Here is a 15,564-nt window from a genome sequence, read left to right on the forward strand (position 1 = left end):
TGGAGGGAGCAGAGGATGGCGGCCATGAAGCCCCGTACCGGGGACGGTCCCCTCGAGGCAACCAAGGAAGGTCGTGGAATCGTCATGCGGGTTCCACTCGAGGGTGGCGGGCGTCTGGTCGTCGAACTCACACCGGACGAGGCTGCGGCGCTCGGTGACGAATTGAAGAGCGTCACCAGCTGACGGCACTCACCGAGGTGGCCGCACTCCTGGCCTGCCCGGAGTGCGGTGACGAACTGCAACCGCGCGATCGCGCGCTGCGCTGCGGTACCGGCCACAGCTTCGACATCGCCCGACAGGGCTATGTCGGGCTGCTGACCGGCGCAGCGACGAAGATGACCGGCGACACCGCCGATATGCTCGACGCCCGCGCCGCTTTCCAGGGCGCGGGACACTTCGCCCCCATCGCCGCGGCCGCGACACATGCTTTCACCGCGGCACCCGCGCCCGACCTGCCCGACGCCCAGGTGATCCTCGAGGTCGGCGCCGGCACCGGCTACTACCTCGCCACGATCCTGGCCGCCGAGCCCGGGTTCGCCGGCATCGCGCTCGATGTCGCCAAGCCCGCCGCGCGCCGGGCCGCTCGCGCGCACCCGCGCTTGGCCTCGGTGCTGGCCGACGCCTGGCGCGGTCTGCCGATCCGCGACCACTCCCTGGCCGGCGTGCTGTCGGTGTTCGCCCCGCGCAACCCCACCGAGGTCGCCCGGGTGCTCGCGCCCGGTGGCAGCTTCGTGGTGGTCACGCCCACCGTCGACCACCTGAACGAGCTCGTCGGCCCGCTCGGCATGGTCCGCGTCGACCCCGACAAGGAGCGCAGGCTCGCCGATTCGCTCGCAGGGCTGTTCACCCGCTCCGCGCACACCCGGGTCGAGTTCGGGATGAAGCTGTCCCGGCGCGACGTCACCGACGTCATCGCGATGGGCCCCTCGGCCTTCCACGGCACCCCGGCCGACGATCCCCGCATCGCGGCGCTCCCCGACGTCACCGAGGTCACCGCCGCGGTCACGGTCTCGACCTACCGTCCGGCGAGCTGACCGCACTCGACGGGCCGACCGCCCGGGATCGCGACCGCTGCGCGACGAACCGCGCCGCGGCTACTTCAGCACGCTGCGATACACCTCGACGGTCTGCTCGGCGATTCGCGCCCAATCGAATTCCGCGATGGCGCGCGCCCGCCCGGCGTCACCGTAGCGCCGCGCCAGCTCCGGATCGCCCGCCACCGCGTTGACGGCGGCGGCCAGTCCGCGTTCGTACTCCGCCGTCGACCCCGCGTCGTAGTGCACGAGCCGACCGGTGACCCCGTCGTCGACGACCTCCGGGATGCCGCCCACATCGGAGGCGACGACCGCGGTGGCACAGGCCATGGCCTCCAGGTTGACGATGCCGAGCGGTTCGTAGACCGAGGGACAGACGAACACCGCGGAGGCGGTGAGGATCTGGCGGACCTGCTCGGTCGGCAGCATCTCCTTGACCCAGAACACGTTGCCGCGCTCGCGCTGCAACCCGTCGACGGCGGCGGCGATCTCGAGTTCGAGTTCCCTGGTATCGGCCGCACCGGCGCACAGGACCAGCTGGATGTCGGGATCGAAATCGGCGGCCGCGGCGAGCAGGTGGCCGACCCCCTTCTGCCGGGTGATCCGCCCGACGAAGGACACGATCGGCAGCTCGGCACGCACCCCGAGCCGTTCCAGCACGGGGGCCTCGTCGCCGGCGGGCGCGCCCGGATGCCAGACCGTGGCGTCGATGCCGTTGTGCACCACGTGGACCCGGCCCGGGTCGACCGCCGAATAGGCGTCGAGCACGTCGTGGCGCATGCCCTCGCTCACCGCGATCACGGCGTCGGCGTACTCCATCGCGTTGCGTTCCGACCAGGACGAGAGCCGGTACCCGCCGCCGAGCTGCTCGGCCTTCCACGGCCTGCGCGGTTCCAGCGAATGCGCGGTGAGGATGTGCGGAATGCCATAGAGCGCGCCGGCGAGATGGCCCGCGAGCCCCGCGTACCAGGTGTGCGAGTGGACCACGTCGACGGCGCCGACCGCGTCGGCCATCCGCAGCTGCGCCGACATCATCTGCAACGCGGCGTTGGCGGCGTAGAGCTCGGGGTCGGGCCGATGCACGACGGCGCCGGTGCGCGGCGCGCCCATACAGTGCACGGTCACCTCGGCCAGCGCGCGCAGCCGGGCGGTGAGTTCGGTGACATGAACTCCCGCACCGCCGTAGACCTCGGGCGGGTATTCCCGGGTCAGCATGGCGACCCGCAGCTGTTGCGCCGGCTCCTGGTCGCTGTCGGTGCCATAACTCACTGGTCCAAATTAGACCCTCGGGTCGACATGAGCCACCGTTGTGCCGCCCAGCCTGTACTTTGAGCAGGGTGAGGAGCCAGCCGCACGTACTCGGGATCGTGCTCGCCGGTGGCGAGGGCAAACGACTGTTTCCGCTCACCGCAGACAGGGCCAAGCCCGCGGTTCCGTTCGGCGGCGCGTACCGGCTGATCGATTTCGTCCTGAGCAATCTCGTCAACGCGGGATACCTGCGCCTGTGCGTGCTCACCCAGTACAAGTCGCATTCGCTGGATCGCCACATCTCGCAGACCTGGCGGCTGTCCGGTTTCACCGGCGAGTACATCACCCCGGTGCCTGCCCAGCAGCGCCTCGGGCCGCGCTGGTACACCGGCAGCGCCGACGCGATCATGCAGTCGCTCAACCTGATCTACGACGAGGACCCCGACTACATCGTCGTCTTCGGCGCCGACCACGTGTACCGGATGGACCCGGAGCAGATGGTCGCCAGCCACATCGCCTCCGGCGCCGGTGTGACCGTCGCGGGCATCCGGGTGCCGCGCAGCGAGGCGAGCGCGTTCGGCTGCATCGACTCCGACGAGTCCGGCCGGATCACCCAGTTCCTGGAGAAGCCCGCGCATCCGCCCGGTACCCCCGACGACCCGAACGTGACGTTCGCGTCGATGGGCAACTACGTGTTCACCACCCGGGTGCTGGTCGACGCGATCCGCGCCGACGCCGAGAACTCCGACTCCGACCACGACATGGGCGGCGACATCATTCCCGCGCTGGTCGCCGCGGGGAAGGCCGCGGTCTACGACTTCGCCGACAACGAGGTGCCCGGCGCCACCGAGCGCGACCGCGGGTACTGGCGTGACGTCGGGACCATCGACGCCTTCTACGACGCGCACATGGACCTGGTCTCGGTGCACCCGGTGTTCAACCTCTACAACAAGCACTGGCCGATCCGCGGCGCCGCCGAGAACCTGCCGCCCGCCAAGTTCGCCAGGGGCGGGCTGGCGCAGGAGTCGATCGTGGGGGCCGGCTCGATCCTGTCGGCGGCCACCGTCCGCAATTCGGTGCTCAGTTCGAACGTGATGATCGACGACGGCGCCACCGTCGAGGGCAGCGTGCTGATGCCGGGGGTGCGGATCGGGAAGGGCGCGGTCGTGCGGCACGCGATCCTGGACAAGAACGTCGTGGTCGGCGAGGGCGAGATCATCGGTGTCGACCTGGATCGCGACCGGGAGCGGTTCGCGGTCAGCCACGGCGGGGTGGTCACCGTCGGCAAGGGGATCTGGGTCGGCTAGCAGCGCGAAGCGCAGAGCAGCCCGTCACCGATCGGGATCAGCACGCTGGTGAGGTCGGGGTTCTCCGCGATGGCCCTGGTGGCCGCCCGCACCGCCTGCGTGGCCGGGTCGCGCTGGGATTGGTCGGGCACGCGACCGCCGAGCAACGCGTTGTGCAGGATGAACGCGCCGCCTTCGCGCAGCAGCCGGACGCCCTGTTCGACGTAGTGCGGGTGTTCCATGGGGGCCGCGTCGACGAAGACGAGGTCGTAGGCGCCGTCGGCGAGCCGAGGTAGGACGTCGAGAGCGCGGCCGTTGATCAGCCGGGTGCGCGCGGGCGGGATCTCCGCGGTGCGGAAGGCCTCCTTGGCCGCGCGCTGATGCTCGGGCTCGGAGTCGATCGTGGTGAGCGTGCCGTCCTCGCGCATGCCGTCGAGCAGCCATAATCCGCTCACCCCGGCGCCGGTGCCCACCTCGACGACCGCGCGGGCGCCCAACATCTGCGCGTACATGCTCAGCAGGGCGCCGACGGAGGCGGGCACGGGCACCGCGCCCAGCTCGGTGGCCCGCTCGCGCGCGTCGAGGAGGATTTCGTCCTCGACGACGGACTCCTCCACATAGGCCAGGTTCCGCTCCACGTTCGATGCCACAGCTATGAGGCTAGGGCACCGGAGGGGTCTGTGTATTCAGCGAATGCGCCGATCGCCCCGAGTGTCGCGCACCGATCGAACAATTGCCACAAGTTTGCGGAAAGGTCACGAAGGGGCTGGAACTGCTGCTTTCCGCGTGCCGGCGGGACTAGGGTCGGCATCGATAAGGATTCTCAGGACACACTCAGGATCTCCACATCTGACCCATATCGGGGCAGGAAATAGTTGCCCTACGCAAGACCAGCCGATCGCGGCGGGTACGAGACGCGGGAACAACCTCACACAGTTGCTGGTTGATTCCGATAGCAAGGTTCGCTGACCCGGACCGGCGTGGTTTCGTGCCAGCGGTCCCGAGTAGGAGGTGTCCCATCCCGATGGTAGACACGGCGCGTCACGCCACACCGACCGATCAGACTCTCCCCGCCGACCTCCTCGCCGCCGACGGCGAGCAGCTCGACGCCGAACTCACCGGCACCGCCGCCTTCGACGCGACCGGTGACCGCACGGTCATGCCCTCCTGGGACGAACTCGTCCGCGAACACGCCGACCGGGTGTATCGCCTGGCCTACCGCCTCTCCGGCGACGCCCAGGACGCCGAGGACCTCACCCAGGAGACCTTCATCCGGGTGTTCCGCTCGCTGCAGAACTATCAGCCGGGCACCTTCGAGGGCTGGTTACACCGCATCACCACGAACCTGTTCCTGGACATGGTCCGCCGCCGCAACCGCATCCGCATGGAGGCGCTGCCGGAGGACTACGACCGGGTCCCCGCCGAGGGCCCGACGCCCGAGGAGTCCTACCACGACGCCCGTCTGGATCCCGACCTGCAGAAAGCCCTGGACTCACTGGCGCCGGAGTTCCGTGCCGCCGTGGTCCTGTGTGACATCGAGGGCCTGTCCTACGAGGAGATCGGCGCGACGCTCGGCGTGAAACTGGGCACCGTGCGCAGCCGGATCCATCGTGGGCGGCAGGCACTGCGCGAATACCTTGCGCATAATGGAACTGAGCAGCGGTACTCCGCTGACGCCTACGCAGGGTGACGCAGTTGTCGGCGTCACCGGGCCTCTCGGTTGATGTCGGTCGGAAGGAAGAACTCCGCATGAGCGTGGACCCCAGTGCCTCAGGTCGTACCCCGCGCTTTCAGCCCACCGAGCACCTGGCCAGCGAGGCGATCGCGGCCTATGTCGACGGCGAGCTGCGCATGAACGCGTACCTGCGCGCCGCCCAGCATCTTTCGGTGTGCCCGGAATGCGCGGCCGAGGTCGATGCCCAGCAGCAGGCGCGCATCGCGCTGCGCCGGGCCGCCGAGGTGGCCGTGCCGCGCAGCCTGCACGACAGCCTGACCAGGATCCCGCTGGCCGAACTGCCCGGCACCACAGCCGAGCCGCCGCGCCGTAACGAGGCATTTCTCGGATTCATCACCGATTCCTTCACCGCGACCCGGTGGACAACCTGGCGGCGCAAGTAGAGTCACGGGCGTGACAGGCGAATCGACGAATTCCGGATCGACCGAACACGCGGATTCGGCGGCCTACCGGGGGAACCTGCGGCCGTCGGACGCGCCGAACCTCGGCCCGCGCCCGGTGTACCGGCCGCACATCGACAGTCATACCGCGCGCGCGTTCCGTCGCCCGAACGGTCAGACCGGCTCGTTCGCGCCGCACGACCCGCAGCGACCCGGCCCGGCCGCAGGCGCCGATCAGCTCGTCAGCCAGCGCCCGCCGGACGGCGTGCTGGCCGAGGCATTCTCCCGCCCCGAAGGTTCCGACGAGCTGCTGCAGCGCGAACCGGGCTCCGAGGAGCCGCGCACCGTCGTCGCGGGCCCCGTCGATCCCTGGCGCGATCCCGCCGCCACCGCGCGCCTCGGCGCGCCTGCTGTCGAGACGCCCGCGCCCGAGCGCCTCCCCGCCGCCCCCAAGCTGACCGCCCGCGAGGTGCTGTTCGGCTCCCGCGTCGCGCCCAAGGCGCTGGCGCTGCTGGCCGTGCTCGCGCTCGGGATCGCCGTGCTCGGCGGCCTGGTCGGGCGGATCACCGCCGAGACCGCCTCCACCCTCACCTCCCGCAAGGTCACCCTGGACCAGACCGCGGGCATCGAGGAACCGCACAGCCGCATCGCCGCGGTGGCCAACGCCGTGCTGCCCTCGGTGGTCTCCATCCGGGTCACCGTCGGCGACAACGGCGCGACCGGTTCGGGCGTCGTCATCGACGGCGCGGGCTACGTCGTCACCAACAATCACGTCATCTCGATGGCCGCGACCGACAAGTCCGATCGCGCCGCCATCCAGGTGCAGTTCTCCGACGGCACCCGGGTGCCCGCCGAGATCGTCGGCCGCGATCCCAAGACCGACCTCGCCGTGCTGAAGGTCGAGGCCAAGAACCTGACCGTGGCCAACCTCGGCAAGTCCTCCGACGTGCAGGTCGGCGACGACGTGCTGGCGGTCGGTTCGCCGCTGGGCCTGAGCAAGACCGTCACCTCCGGCATCGTCAGCGCCCAGCACCGCCCGGTGAAGCTGGCCGGTGAGGGCAGCGACACCAACGCCGTCATCGACGCCGTGCAGACCGACGCCGCGATCAACCCCGGTAACTCCGGCGGCGCGCTGGTCGACATGCAGGGCCGGGTGATCGGCATCAACACCGCGATCCGCAGCGAGACCGGCGGTTCGGTGGGCCTCGGCTTCGCCATCCCGGTCGACGTCATGCAGACCGTCGCCCAGACCCTGATCCGCGACGGCCAGATGCACCACCCGGTGATCGGCCTGAGCGCGCGCACCAAGACTGTCGCCAACGAGGTGATGAGCGGTGCCGCCGTCGCCGATGTGAGCCCAGGCAGCCCCGCCGCCAAGGCCGGCATCGTCGAGGGGGATGTCATCGTGAAGATCGGCGACCGCGAGGTCACCGGACCGGACGAGCTGGTCGTCGCGGTGCAGGCGCGCAAGATCGGCGAGACGGTGAACGTGCAGTTGATCCGCGATGGCAGGCAGGTGGACGTCCCGGTCACGCTCGAATCCGACTGAGCCGCGACCGCGCCGTCCAGGTAGCCTGGACTGCGTGTTCAGCAACATCGGGTGGAGCGAGATGATGATCCTGCTCGTCGCCGCCCTCGTGATCCTCGGCCCGGAGCGCCTCCCCGGCGCGGTCCGCTGGACCACGCGTTCCCTGCGCCAGGTGCGCGACTACGCCAGCGGCGCCACCTCGCAACTCAAGCAGGAGCTGGGGCCGGAGTTCGACGAGCTGCGCAAGCCGCTGGCCGAGCTGAACGAGCTGCGCAACATGAGTCCGCGCGCCGCGGTCACCAAGCACCTGCTGGGCGGTGACGATTCGGTGCTGCGCGGGCTGGAGAGCGCGGTGCCCGACAAGCAGCAATTGTTCGGCACGAGCAGTGGGATGCCGGGCGGATCGGGGTCGTCCTCGCCCTCGCTGTCGAAGCCGCTGGGCCACAACGAGCGCCCGCCGATCGACTTCGACGCGACCTAGACCCCCGGATCACACCGCACGGTCGGCATTTGCCACGAGGTCGCGCGCTCCGGACACAGCCGCGGCTACCTCGAAAGATTGTGATAGCCGACAAGTCGGACATGATACGCGTTGTGCCGCAATACAGTTCGATGTCAACCGATATAGACACGGAATGCTGTCGAGCTGTCTAGACTTCGCACATGTCGGCCGATGACGTGGCACGAGTCTTCGCGATCGAGGACAAGGTCGAGAGACTCAAAGCAGCCACCGACGGGGTGGCGGCTGCCCAGCAGACCATCAACGAACTCACCAGGATCAGGCGCGCCGTGATCCGCGAACTCCACGCCGAGGGCTGGACGTTCGCCCGGATCGGGGCCGCCGCCGGCCTCTCGCGTGCGCGCATCCACCAGGTGAGCACCCAGGGACCGGTCCCCGAGGGCCTGTTCTTCGGGCACGGCACGCTGACCGTGCTCGCGCCCGAGGTCCGCGCCGGGCGGCTACTGGGCGCCCCGGACCCGGCCGCGGCCCAACGGCTGACCGAGCTCCTGCGTCAGCTGGGTTTCGTGGCGAATGTGGAGACCTTCCTGCCCGGCAGGCCGGTCGACCTCAATCGCGACGGCCTGGTGATCCTCGGCGGCCCCGAGCTCTCCCCCAGCCTGCGCCAGCTGGTGGTCGCCGATCCACGCCTGCGCCGGACCGTCACCCGCGCAGGCGACACCCGTCGCGGCATCGAGGACCGGGCCGCGCGGCGCGTCTACCGACCCGGCGGCACAGAGCCGCACGACATCGCCTACCTGGCCCGGCTGCCCCGCCCCGACCGGCGCGGCAGCGTCATGCTGATCGACGGACTGCACCCGCCGGGGTCCCTGGGTGCGATCCGATTGCTGGCCACCCGGCTCGCCACCCTGCACGAACGCGCGAGCAGTCACTTGTTTTCGGTACTCATCGCGGTCCGTTACGACCGCACGTCGGGCGAGCCCGTAGATGCCGACCTTCTCACCCCGGTTTATCGGCACGAAACCGACCCAAGGTTGGCTACGACCCGGGTTCGTCCATAGTTAGATCTAAACTGAGCTCACTTTGTGATCTGCATCACGCTATTGTTATGCAGCACAGAATACCGACGATGTTTAGATTGCTAGCGAGTAACCGAATGTGAGTAGGTGAGCGTCACATGTTCTCGTCTCCCGAGGCCAGCGCGTGCCGGGTCCTGCCCGTGCGGGCGGCAGGCACCCAGGATCCCCGACCCGTGCCCCCGTTCGAGGCCGAGTCGACCGCCGCCGACGTGATCGTCGCGACCCATCGCCTCACCTACAGCGACCGCCTGAAGGTCTTCATCGGCCCGCACGAGGACGTGGACAGCTTCCTGCGCCCCCTGCGCCGGATGGACGGCAGGCAGCGTTACGCGCTCGATCTGACCGTGCTGCCCGAGCCGATGCCCGCCACGGAGGTCACCACGGCGGTGAGTGGCGCCCGTGGCGATCTCGCGCTGCGCTGCGCGGGCTCGGCCGACGCGATGACCCTCCAGCTACGGGTGACGGTCGACCACATCACCCGCCGCTACACCCTCGGGTTCCCCGGCGGCAGGCTGGGCCTGCCGACGGTCTACCTGCCGCACGGCGACGACGACACCTACGTCTACCCCGAAGAGGTGTTCACCGCCGAGCGCGCGGCCGCGGTCTTCCGTGGCTTCTTCCACGACGGCGCGATCGGCGCCGATCTGCAGCACCGCGAGATCCTCGACTGACCGGCGCTCACCGCGCGCCAGTGCTGCGCGATAGCTAGGCTGGTCACAACGGTCACAACGCCTCGGTGACTGTGGAGAGGCCGGTGGGCGATGCGGGAGCTGTTCGACGAGATCCTCGCGCTACTGGCCGTCCAGCCGGTGGCGCTGGCCCGAATCGTCGACCGGACCGGCACCGGACCGCGCGACACCGGCGCCGCGATGGCGGTGGCCGCCGACGGGCGGGTCGTCGGGTCGCTGTCGGGCGGATGTGTCGAGGCGGCCGTCGTCACCACCGCGAGCCAGGTCCTGCGTGACGGGCACGCGAGTACCGAACGCTTCGCCGCGGCCGACGAGTTCGCGGTCGGCCTGCCCTGTGGCGGCGAGATCGAGGTCTTCGTCGAACGCCTCGACGCCACCGATGCCCCGCTGTTCGGCGCGCTCGTCGCCGCGCTCGCGGCGCACGAGCCGGTCGCCTACGCGACCACCCTCGAATCCGCCCCGGATCGCCGGCTGCTGCGGCCCGGGCGCGTGGAGCCGTGGCGCGAGCTCGACCGGGACGCGGCCGCGCTCCTCGCCGCGGGCCGCAGCGGCCTCATCGGCGCGCAGGACTGCACCCCGGCCGCCGCCGACAGGCCACGCACCTTCGTCCAGGTCTTCCGCTCCCCCGCGCGCCTGATCCTGGCCGGGGCCAACGACTACACCCGCGCGCTCGGCGTGGCGGCGGCCCAGCTCGGCTACCACGTCACCGTCGTCGACGCCCGCGAAACCTTCACCACCCCGGCCCGTTTCCCCGCGGCCGACGCGGTGGTCCTCGACTGGCCGCACCGGTACCTGGAGGCGGAGCGGCGGGCGGGCCGGATCGACGAACGCACCGTCGTCTGCGTCCTCACCCACGACGCCAAGTTCGACGTCCCGATGCTGGCGAGTGCGCTGCGCCTGCCCGCCGTCGCCTTCGTCGGCGCGCTCGGGTCCCGCCGCGCCCACGCCGACCGCACCGCGCGCCTGCGCGACGCGGGGCTCACCGAGGCCGAGATCGCCCGCGTCCGTAGCCCGCTCGGCCTCGACCTGGCCGCGCACACGCCTGAGGAGACCGCGATCTCCGTCCTCGCGCAGATCCTCGCCGAGCGCGGTGGCGCGTCGGCGCGGCCGCTCGCCGACCTCGACGGGCCGATCCACCGCCCCTGACTCGAATCGGGTCGCCCCTCTTGTTCTTGCCGCGCCAATTTCGATACAGTTTGTTTCATAGATTCGAAACAAGCTGTCTCGCAAGGAGGTTCTGTGCGACCACCCGATCCCCGTACCGTGCGCAGTCGTGAGGCCGCGCTCGTCACGGCCAGGCAGCTACTGGTCGAGCAGGGCCTGGCCGGGCTGACGCACGGCGCGATCGCGGCACGCAGCGGAATCAGCCGGGCCACGCTGTACCGCCTCTGGCCGGAGCCGACCGATCTGGTGCGCGCCACCATCACCTGGCACATCGCCCTCGCCCAGGCACCGCCCACCGGGAACCTACGCGCCGACCTGCTGACCGCACTGGCGGGCACCCACGCGATGTTGCACGAGCCTGCCAGCGAACAGGCGATACGGGTGCTGATCGAAAGAGCCGCTGTGGACCCGCAATTCGCGGCCGTCAAGGAGTCGGCGTACCGGTCGGGAACCCGGGTGGTGCGCACAATCCTCACCGCCGCGGTCGAGCGCGGCGAGCTGCCCGCCGATCTCGATGTCGACCTCGCCGTCGACCAGCTGCACGGCCCCCTGTTCTTCCGCAGGCTGGTCGCCCACCGCACCTTCGACCTCGACTACGTCCGGGCGGTCGCCGACGACTTCCTGCGCCATCGCCCGACGAATCCGCCCTCCCGGCAAGGACCTTCGTGACATGACGAGCACCACCCCCGTAACCCGCTCCGCCCCACGCCTGCTCGCCGCCTCGATCGCCCTCGTCACCGTCTTCGGTGCGCTCCTGGCCGATGTCGTCATCCCCGCGAGCGCCGACCAGCACCTGGCCAACGACGCCTGGCCGCCACACGCGAAATTCCATGACGCCCAGTACATCGTGATGTCGATCCTGCTCGGCGTGCTCGCCCTCTACCTCCTGCGCGGCGACGTCACCCGCTCCCGCCTCCGCACCGCCTGCGCCCTGCTCGCCACCCCCTGGCTGGGCCTGCTCGGCGCCTTTCTGTTCCCCGGCACCGCCGTTCAAGACCCCGAATTCCACAATCCCGCGCCCCTGGGCCTGCACCCCCAGGTCCTGCTGGCCGTGGTCGCGCTGATCGTCCTGGCCGTCGCCACCACGCTCGTCGCCCGCGAGGACTCGCCCGGTTGCGCGGGCCGACGCAGCGGGTGACGACGAACGGCGGACGAAGCCGCAGAACGGTCCCTCGGTGGTCTCTACCGCGCTCGCAACCCGGACAGTGGACGGGCGCCCCGTCGACGTGACGAGGCGCCCGGTGGGTGGGAGATTACGCGGCGACCTGTTCGGGGCGCAGGGTTTTCATCGGGGGGCGGTCTTCGAGGGAGACCTCGGTGGAGTGGGCGATGAATTCGCCGCCGATCATCGGGAACTGGGTGAGCGCGGCGCCGGAGTCGATGACGCCGCTGCGGCCCAGGGCGGTGCCGAGGATCTGGCGGCTCATCACGCCGAGATCGGCCAGCGGGCGATTGCGGTGGGTGCGCACGCCCAAGTTGACCTGGGTGATGGCGTCCAAGCCCATCTGGTCGTAGGTGTCGAGCAGCAAGCCGATCTCGACACCGTAGCCGGGGGCGAAGGGGACGGCGGTGAGCAGTTCGCGGGTGCCCGCGTACTCCCCACCGAGTGGCTGCAAGACCTGGGACAGTTCGGGCCGCAGGGCCGCCAGCAGCGGCCGGGCGACGAGCTCGGTGACCCGGCCGCCGCCGTTGGCGTCGACGGACTCGCCCTGGCGCAGCGGACGGCGGTAGTAGGCCTTGGACAGATGCGTGCCCGGCATGGTCAGCAGCGGGCCCAGCAGCTTGGGCACGAAGTCGGGATCGGGGTCGATCAGATCGGAGTCGACGAAGGCGATGAGATCGCCGGCGGTACAGGCCAGCGAGCGCCACAGCACCTCGCCCTTGCCGGGGACCGGTTCGAGCTCGGGAACGGCTTCCTCACGGGTGATCACCTCGGCGCCCGCCGCGCGAGCGCGTTCGGCGGTGGCGTCGGTGGAGCCGGAGTCGAGCACGATCAGTTCGTCGACCAGTGTGCCGAGCAGGGGCCGGATGCTGGCCACCACCGCGGCGACGGTGTCTTCCTCGTTCAGCGCGGGCAGCACCACCGAGACGGTGCGACCCGCCTTGGCGGCGACCAGTTCGCCGACCGTCCAGTCAGGGGTGTCCCAGGTATGGGTAGTGGCCCAGGCGGGCTCGCGGTGTTGGATTTTCATGCCAGACCTCGCAGAGTTCGTGCGGGGGGCCGGATGCCCTGGATCGCGGCGATCATGTCCACCACCCGCCGGGTTTCGGCGACCTCGTGGACCCGGAAGATTCGAGCGCCCGCGGCGGCCGACCACGCGGTCGCCGCCAATGTGCCCTCGACCCTTTCGGTCAGACCGACACCTAAAGTCTCCCCGATAAAATCCTTGTTGCTCAGTGCCATCAAGACTGGCCATCCGGTTTTTACAAGACCGTCGATTCCGCGCAACAACTCGAGCCCGTGATAGGTGTTTTTCCCGAAATCATGGGTGGGATCGATCACGATGCCATCGCGGCGCACCCCCGCGGCCGCCGCGTTGTCGGCCGCGGCGACAACGGTCGCGGTCACCTCGGCGACCACATCGGCATAGCGGACCCGGTGCGGGCGGGTGCGCGGAATCGCGCCGCCGGTGTGGCTGCAGACGATGCCCGCGCCCGTCTCGGCGGCCACGTGCACCAGCTCGGGGTCGGCTCCGGCCCAGGTGTCGTTGACGAGGTCGGCCCCGGCCGCGACCGCGCTGCGGGCGACATCGCCGCGCCAGGTGTCCACACTGATCAACAGGTCGGGATACTTCGCGCGGATCGCCGCCACGAACGGCACCACCCGCCGCGTTTCCTCGGCGGCGTCGACCGTGGCGCCAGGTCCGGCCTTGACCCCGCCGATATCGACCAGGTCGGCGCCCTCGTCGACCGCGCGGGCCACCCGGTCCATGGCGGCCTCGTCGCTGAACGTCGCGCCGCGGTCGTAGAAGGAATCGGGCGTGCGATTCACGATCGCCATGACCAGGGCCCGGTCCGTCTCCACCGGCCGCCCGCACAAGGTGGGGCCGGGCCGCCCCCGCGCGATTTCCGCCGACGGGTCGGAACCGCTACTGCTGGCGCTGCGGGCAGGCGGTTGTTCGTGTGGTCGGGGTTCGGGCGTGCCCGACGAGGTACCCATGTTCATGCGAGCTCAGACGTTACCTTGCTAGCGCGGGGCCTGACCGGCCGCGACGTCGGCCGCGTAGCCGTCGTAGGCGGGGACGTAGCCGGTGGCCGGGCCGGACAGGACGTAGAGCCGACTGTCCGGGTCCGGGGTGTAGCCCTGTTTGCGCAGCTCCACTTTGCGGCTCTTGAACGTCGAGGTCTGCTCCAGTTCGGCCACCACCCGGACGAACAGCGGGATCGCGTAGATCGGCAGACGCTGGTAGACCGTCGCGGCCAGCGACTTGCCGTCGAATTCCCCGCCGGGGCGCAGGGTGACCGCGGCCATGCCCGCCTTGCCGTCGGTGCCGGGGATGTCGACGCCGTAGACGACGGCCTGCTCGATGTTCTCGTCGTGGTCGAGCGCGCCCTCGACCTCGGTGGTCGCGACGTTCTCGCCCTTCCAGCGGAAGGTGTCGCCGAGCCGGTCGACGAAGGCGATGTGCCAGAAATGCTGGTCGCGGACCAGGTCGCCGGTGTCGAACCAGCAGTCGCCCTTCTTGAAGCCGTCGCGGACCAGCTTGGACTCCGAGGCCCGCTTGTCGGTGTAGCCGTCGAAGGGCTGACGATCGTTCACCTTCGCCAGCAGCAGGCCGACGCCGCCCGAGCGCACCCGGCGCAGCTTCCCGTCGCGCCCGCGCTTGGCCTTGCCGGTCTCGTCGTCGTACTCGACGACGGCGTAGGGCAGCGGGCACAGACCGGCGGTGCGATCGAGGCCGAAGGCGTTGACGAAGGCCAGCGGCGCCTCGCTGGACCCGTAGAACTCGACCACCCGGCCGATCCCGAACCGGCTGCGGAACTCGTCCCACAGTTCCGGGCGCAGGCCGTTGCCGACGGCCAGGCGCACCCGGTTGTCGCGCTCGGCCTGCCGCACCGGCTGGTTGAGCAGGTAGCGGCACAGTTCGCCGATGTAGATGAACGCGGTCGCGCGCTCGCGGGCGATCTCGTCCCAGAAGCCCGAGGCCGAGAACTTGCGGCTGAGCACGTAGGTCGACTCGCCCGCCAGCACCGCCGACAGCGCGACCGTCAGCGCGTTGTTGTGATAGAGCGGCAGACAGCAGTACAGACCGTCGTCGGCACGCAGCCGGACCCCGAGGCCGCCGAGCCCGGCCATGCTCTTGGTCCAGCGGTGGTGGGTCATCACGCTGGCCTTGGGCAGGCCGGTGGTGCCGGAGGTGAAGATCAGGAACGCGCGTTCGCCGGCGGTCACCCGCGCGCACACCGCCGGGTCGGCATCCGGTGCGGTGCGGGCGGATTCGGCCAGTTCCTCGGCGGCGAGGACGTGCTCGGCGGGCGCGGGCAGCGAGGCCAGCGCCTCCCCGCACTCGGCGCCGACCACGGTGAGCACGCTGTCGAGCAGGCCGATGCTGTGCGCGAGCACCTGATCGCGCTGGTTGTAGTTGAGCAGGCCGACGGTGCCGCCGAGCTTGAGCACCGCGAGCACGGTGAACAGCGTCTCGGGACGGTTGGTCATCAGCACGCCGACCACGTCGCCGCGGCGCACCCCGCGCCCCGACAGCACCGACGCGTACCGGTTGACCTCGCTGTTGGCCGCGCGATAGGTGTAGGAGCGGCCCTCGAACCGCAGGAACACCCGATCGGGCCGCCGGTGCGCGACGCGCTGGAAGTACAGGCCGATGGAGGCTTTGTCCTTGGGCCCCACCAGCATTCCGCGCGCGTTGCGCAGCATGCCGGGCGCGTCGAGCGCCATGGCGGGCAACGCCTTGGCGAGATCGAACACGCTGACGGTCGAGCGGGCGTCGTTGCTCACGTCGAAT

General features: G+C 70.3%; 17 protein-coding genes. 12 read left to right on the forward strand and 5 right to left on the reverse strand.

The features are described 5' to 3' along the window. Positions 1-15: 15 nt before the first annotated feature. Both Q7X29_RS28975 and Q7X29_RS28980 read left to right on the forward strand, forming a co-directional pair. On the forward strand, positions 16-183 hold the full coding sequence (locus tag Q7X29_RS28975; RefSeq protein ID WP_011211259.1) for a DUF3117 domain-containing protein: 168 nt from the start codon (positions 16-18) through the stop codon (positions 181-183). 14 nt (positions 184-197) lie between these two features. Continuing rightward, entirely contained in the window at positions 198-1,034 is an 837-nt protein-coding gene (locus Q7X29_RS28980; RefSeq protein WP_218719900.1) for a putative RNA methyltransferase, read from the forward strand. Positions 1,035-1,094: 60 nt separating this feature from the next. On the opposite strand, the gene glgA is transcribed toward Q7X29_RS28980, so the two are convergent. Further along, positions 1,095-2,261 (reverse strand): glycogen synthase, encoded by a 1,167-nt coding sequence (glgA, locus tag Q7X29_RS28985; RefSeq protein WP_316576363.1) that lies wholly within the window; start codon positions 2,259-2,261, stop codon positions 1,095-1,097. 110 nt (positions 2,262-2,371) lie between these two features. Between glgA and glgC the strand changes: the two genes are divergently transcribed. Continuing rightward, on the forward strand, positions 2,372-3,589 hold the full coding sequence (glgC, locus tag Q7X29_RS28990; RefSeq protein ID WP_218719899.1) for a glucose-1-phosphate adenylyltransferase: 1,218 nt from the start codon (positions 2,372-2,374) through the stop codon (positions 3,587-3,589). On the opposite strand, the gene Q7X29_RS28995 is transcribed toward glgC, so the two are convergent. Next, positions 3,586-4,218: an O-methyltransferase gene (locus Q7X29_RS28995; RefSeq protein ID WP_374104893.1), complete on the reverse strand. Its 633-nt coding sequence runs from the start codon at positions 4,216-4,218 to the stop codon at positions 3,586-3,588. The two genes, glgC and Q7X29_RS28995, sit on opposite strands and share 4 nt — an antisense overlap. Positions 4,219-4,592: 374 nt before the next feature. Here Q7X29_RS28995 and sigE point away from each other — a divergent pair, with 374 nt between their 5' ends. From sigE to Q7X29_RS29040, 9 genes are all read left to right on the forward strand, one after another. After that, a complete protein-coding gene (gene sigE / locus Q7X29_RS29000; protein ID WP_218719898.1) occupies positions 4,593-5,258 on the forward strand; it encodes an RNA polymerase sigma factor SigE in 666 nt (221 codons plus the stop codon). 59 nt (positions 5,259-5,317) lie between these two features. Further along, complete coding sequence (locus tag Q7X29_RS29005; RefSeq protein ID WP_218719897.1) at positions 5,318-5,686, forward strand: zf-HC2 domain-containing protein; 369 nt, start codon at positions 5,318-5,320, stop codon at positions 5,684-5,686. A gap of 10 nt (positions 5,687-5,696) precedes the next feature. Next, positions 5,697-7,232 (forward strand): S1C family serine protease, encoded by a 1,536-nt coding sequence (locus Q7X29_RS29010; protein ID WP_316575944.1) that lies wholly within the window; start codon positions 5,697-5,699, stop codon positions 7,230-7,232. A 34-nt stretch (positions 7,233-7,266) separates the two neighbouring features. After that, complete coding sequence (tatB, locus tag Q7X29_RS29015) at positions 7,267-7,692, forward strand: Sec-independent protein translocase protein TatB (protein WP_218719895.1); 426 nt, start codon at positions 7,267-7,269, stop codon at positions 7,690-7,692. Positions 7,693-7,874: 182 nt separating this feature from the next. Beyond that, the gene (locus Q7X29_RS29020) at positions 7,875-8,732 is read left to right on the forward strand and encodes a hypothetical protein (RefSeq protein ID WP_316575945.1); all 858 of its coding nucleotides are present in this window, start codon (positions 7,875-7,877) and stop codon (positions 8,730-8,732) included. A gap of 116 nt (positions 8,733-8,848) precedes the next feature. Further along, the gene (locus tag Q7X29_RS29025; RefSeq protein ID WP_316575946.1) at positions 8,849-9,421 is read left to right on the forward strand and encodes a hypothetical protein; all 573 of its coding nucleotides are present in this window, start codon (positions 8,849-8,851) and stop codon (positions 9,419-9,421) included. Between the two features lie 90 nt (positions 9,422-9,511). After that, positions 9,512-10,585 (forward strand): XdhC family protein, encoded by a 1,074-nt coding sequence (locus tag Q7X29_RS29030; RefSeq protein ID WP_316575947.1) that lies wholly within the window; start codon positions 9,512-9,514, stop codon positions 10,583-10,585. Between the two features lie 93 nt (positions 10,586-10,678). Next, positions 10,679-11,272, forward strand: a complete 594-nt coding sequence (locus Q7X29_RS29035; protein ID WP_316575948.1) for a TetR/AcrR family transcriptional regulator — start codon at positions 10,679-10,681, stop codon at positions 11,270-11,272. Between the two features lies 1 nt (position 11,273). Beyond that, entirely contained in the window at positions 11,274-11,741 is a 468-nt protein-coding gene (locus Q7X29_RS29040; protein WP_316575949.1) for a DUF6640 family protein, read from the forward strand. Positions 11,742-11,856: 115 nt separating this feature from the next. Here Q7X29_RS29040 and Q7X29_RS29045 read toward each other — a convergent pair whose 3' ends face one another. The 3 genes from Q7X29_RS29045 to Q7X29_RS29055 are packed head-to-tail and all read right to left on the reverse strand — an operon-like array spanning position 11,857 to position 15,557. After that, the gene (locus Q7X29_RS29045; RefSeq protein ID WP_316575950.1) at positions 11,857-12,795 is read right to left on the reverse strand and encodes a glucosyl-3-phosphoglycerate synthase; all 939 of its coding nucleotides are present in this window, start codon (positions 12,793-12,795) and stop codon (positions 11,857-11,859) included. Continuing rightward, complete coding sequence (folP, locus tag Q7X29_RS29050; RefSeq protein WP_218719962.1) at positions 12,792-13,763, reverse strand: dihydropteroate synthase; 972 nt, start codon at positions 13,761-13,763, stop codon at positions 12,792-12,794. The genes Q7X29_RS29045 and folP overlap by 4 nt, the downstream gene beginning before the upstream one ends. 27 nt (positions 13,764-13,790) lie before the next feature. Further along, the gene (locus Q7X29_RS29055) at positions 13,791-15,557 is read right to left on the reverse strand and encodes a long-chain-acyl-CoA synthetase (RefSeq protein ID WP_316575951.1); all 1,767 of its coding nucleotides are present in this window, start codon (positions 15,555-15,557) and stop codon (positions 13,791-13,793) included. Positions 15,558-15,564: the final 7 nt, after the last annotated feature.

Source organism: Nocardia canadensis (assembly GCF_032656385.1).
GTDB classification, from domain to species: Bacteria; Actinomycetota; Actinomycetes; order Mycobacteriales; family Mycobacteriaceae; genus Nocardia; species Nocardia canadensis.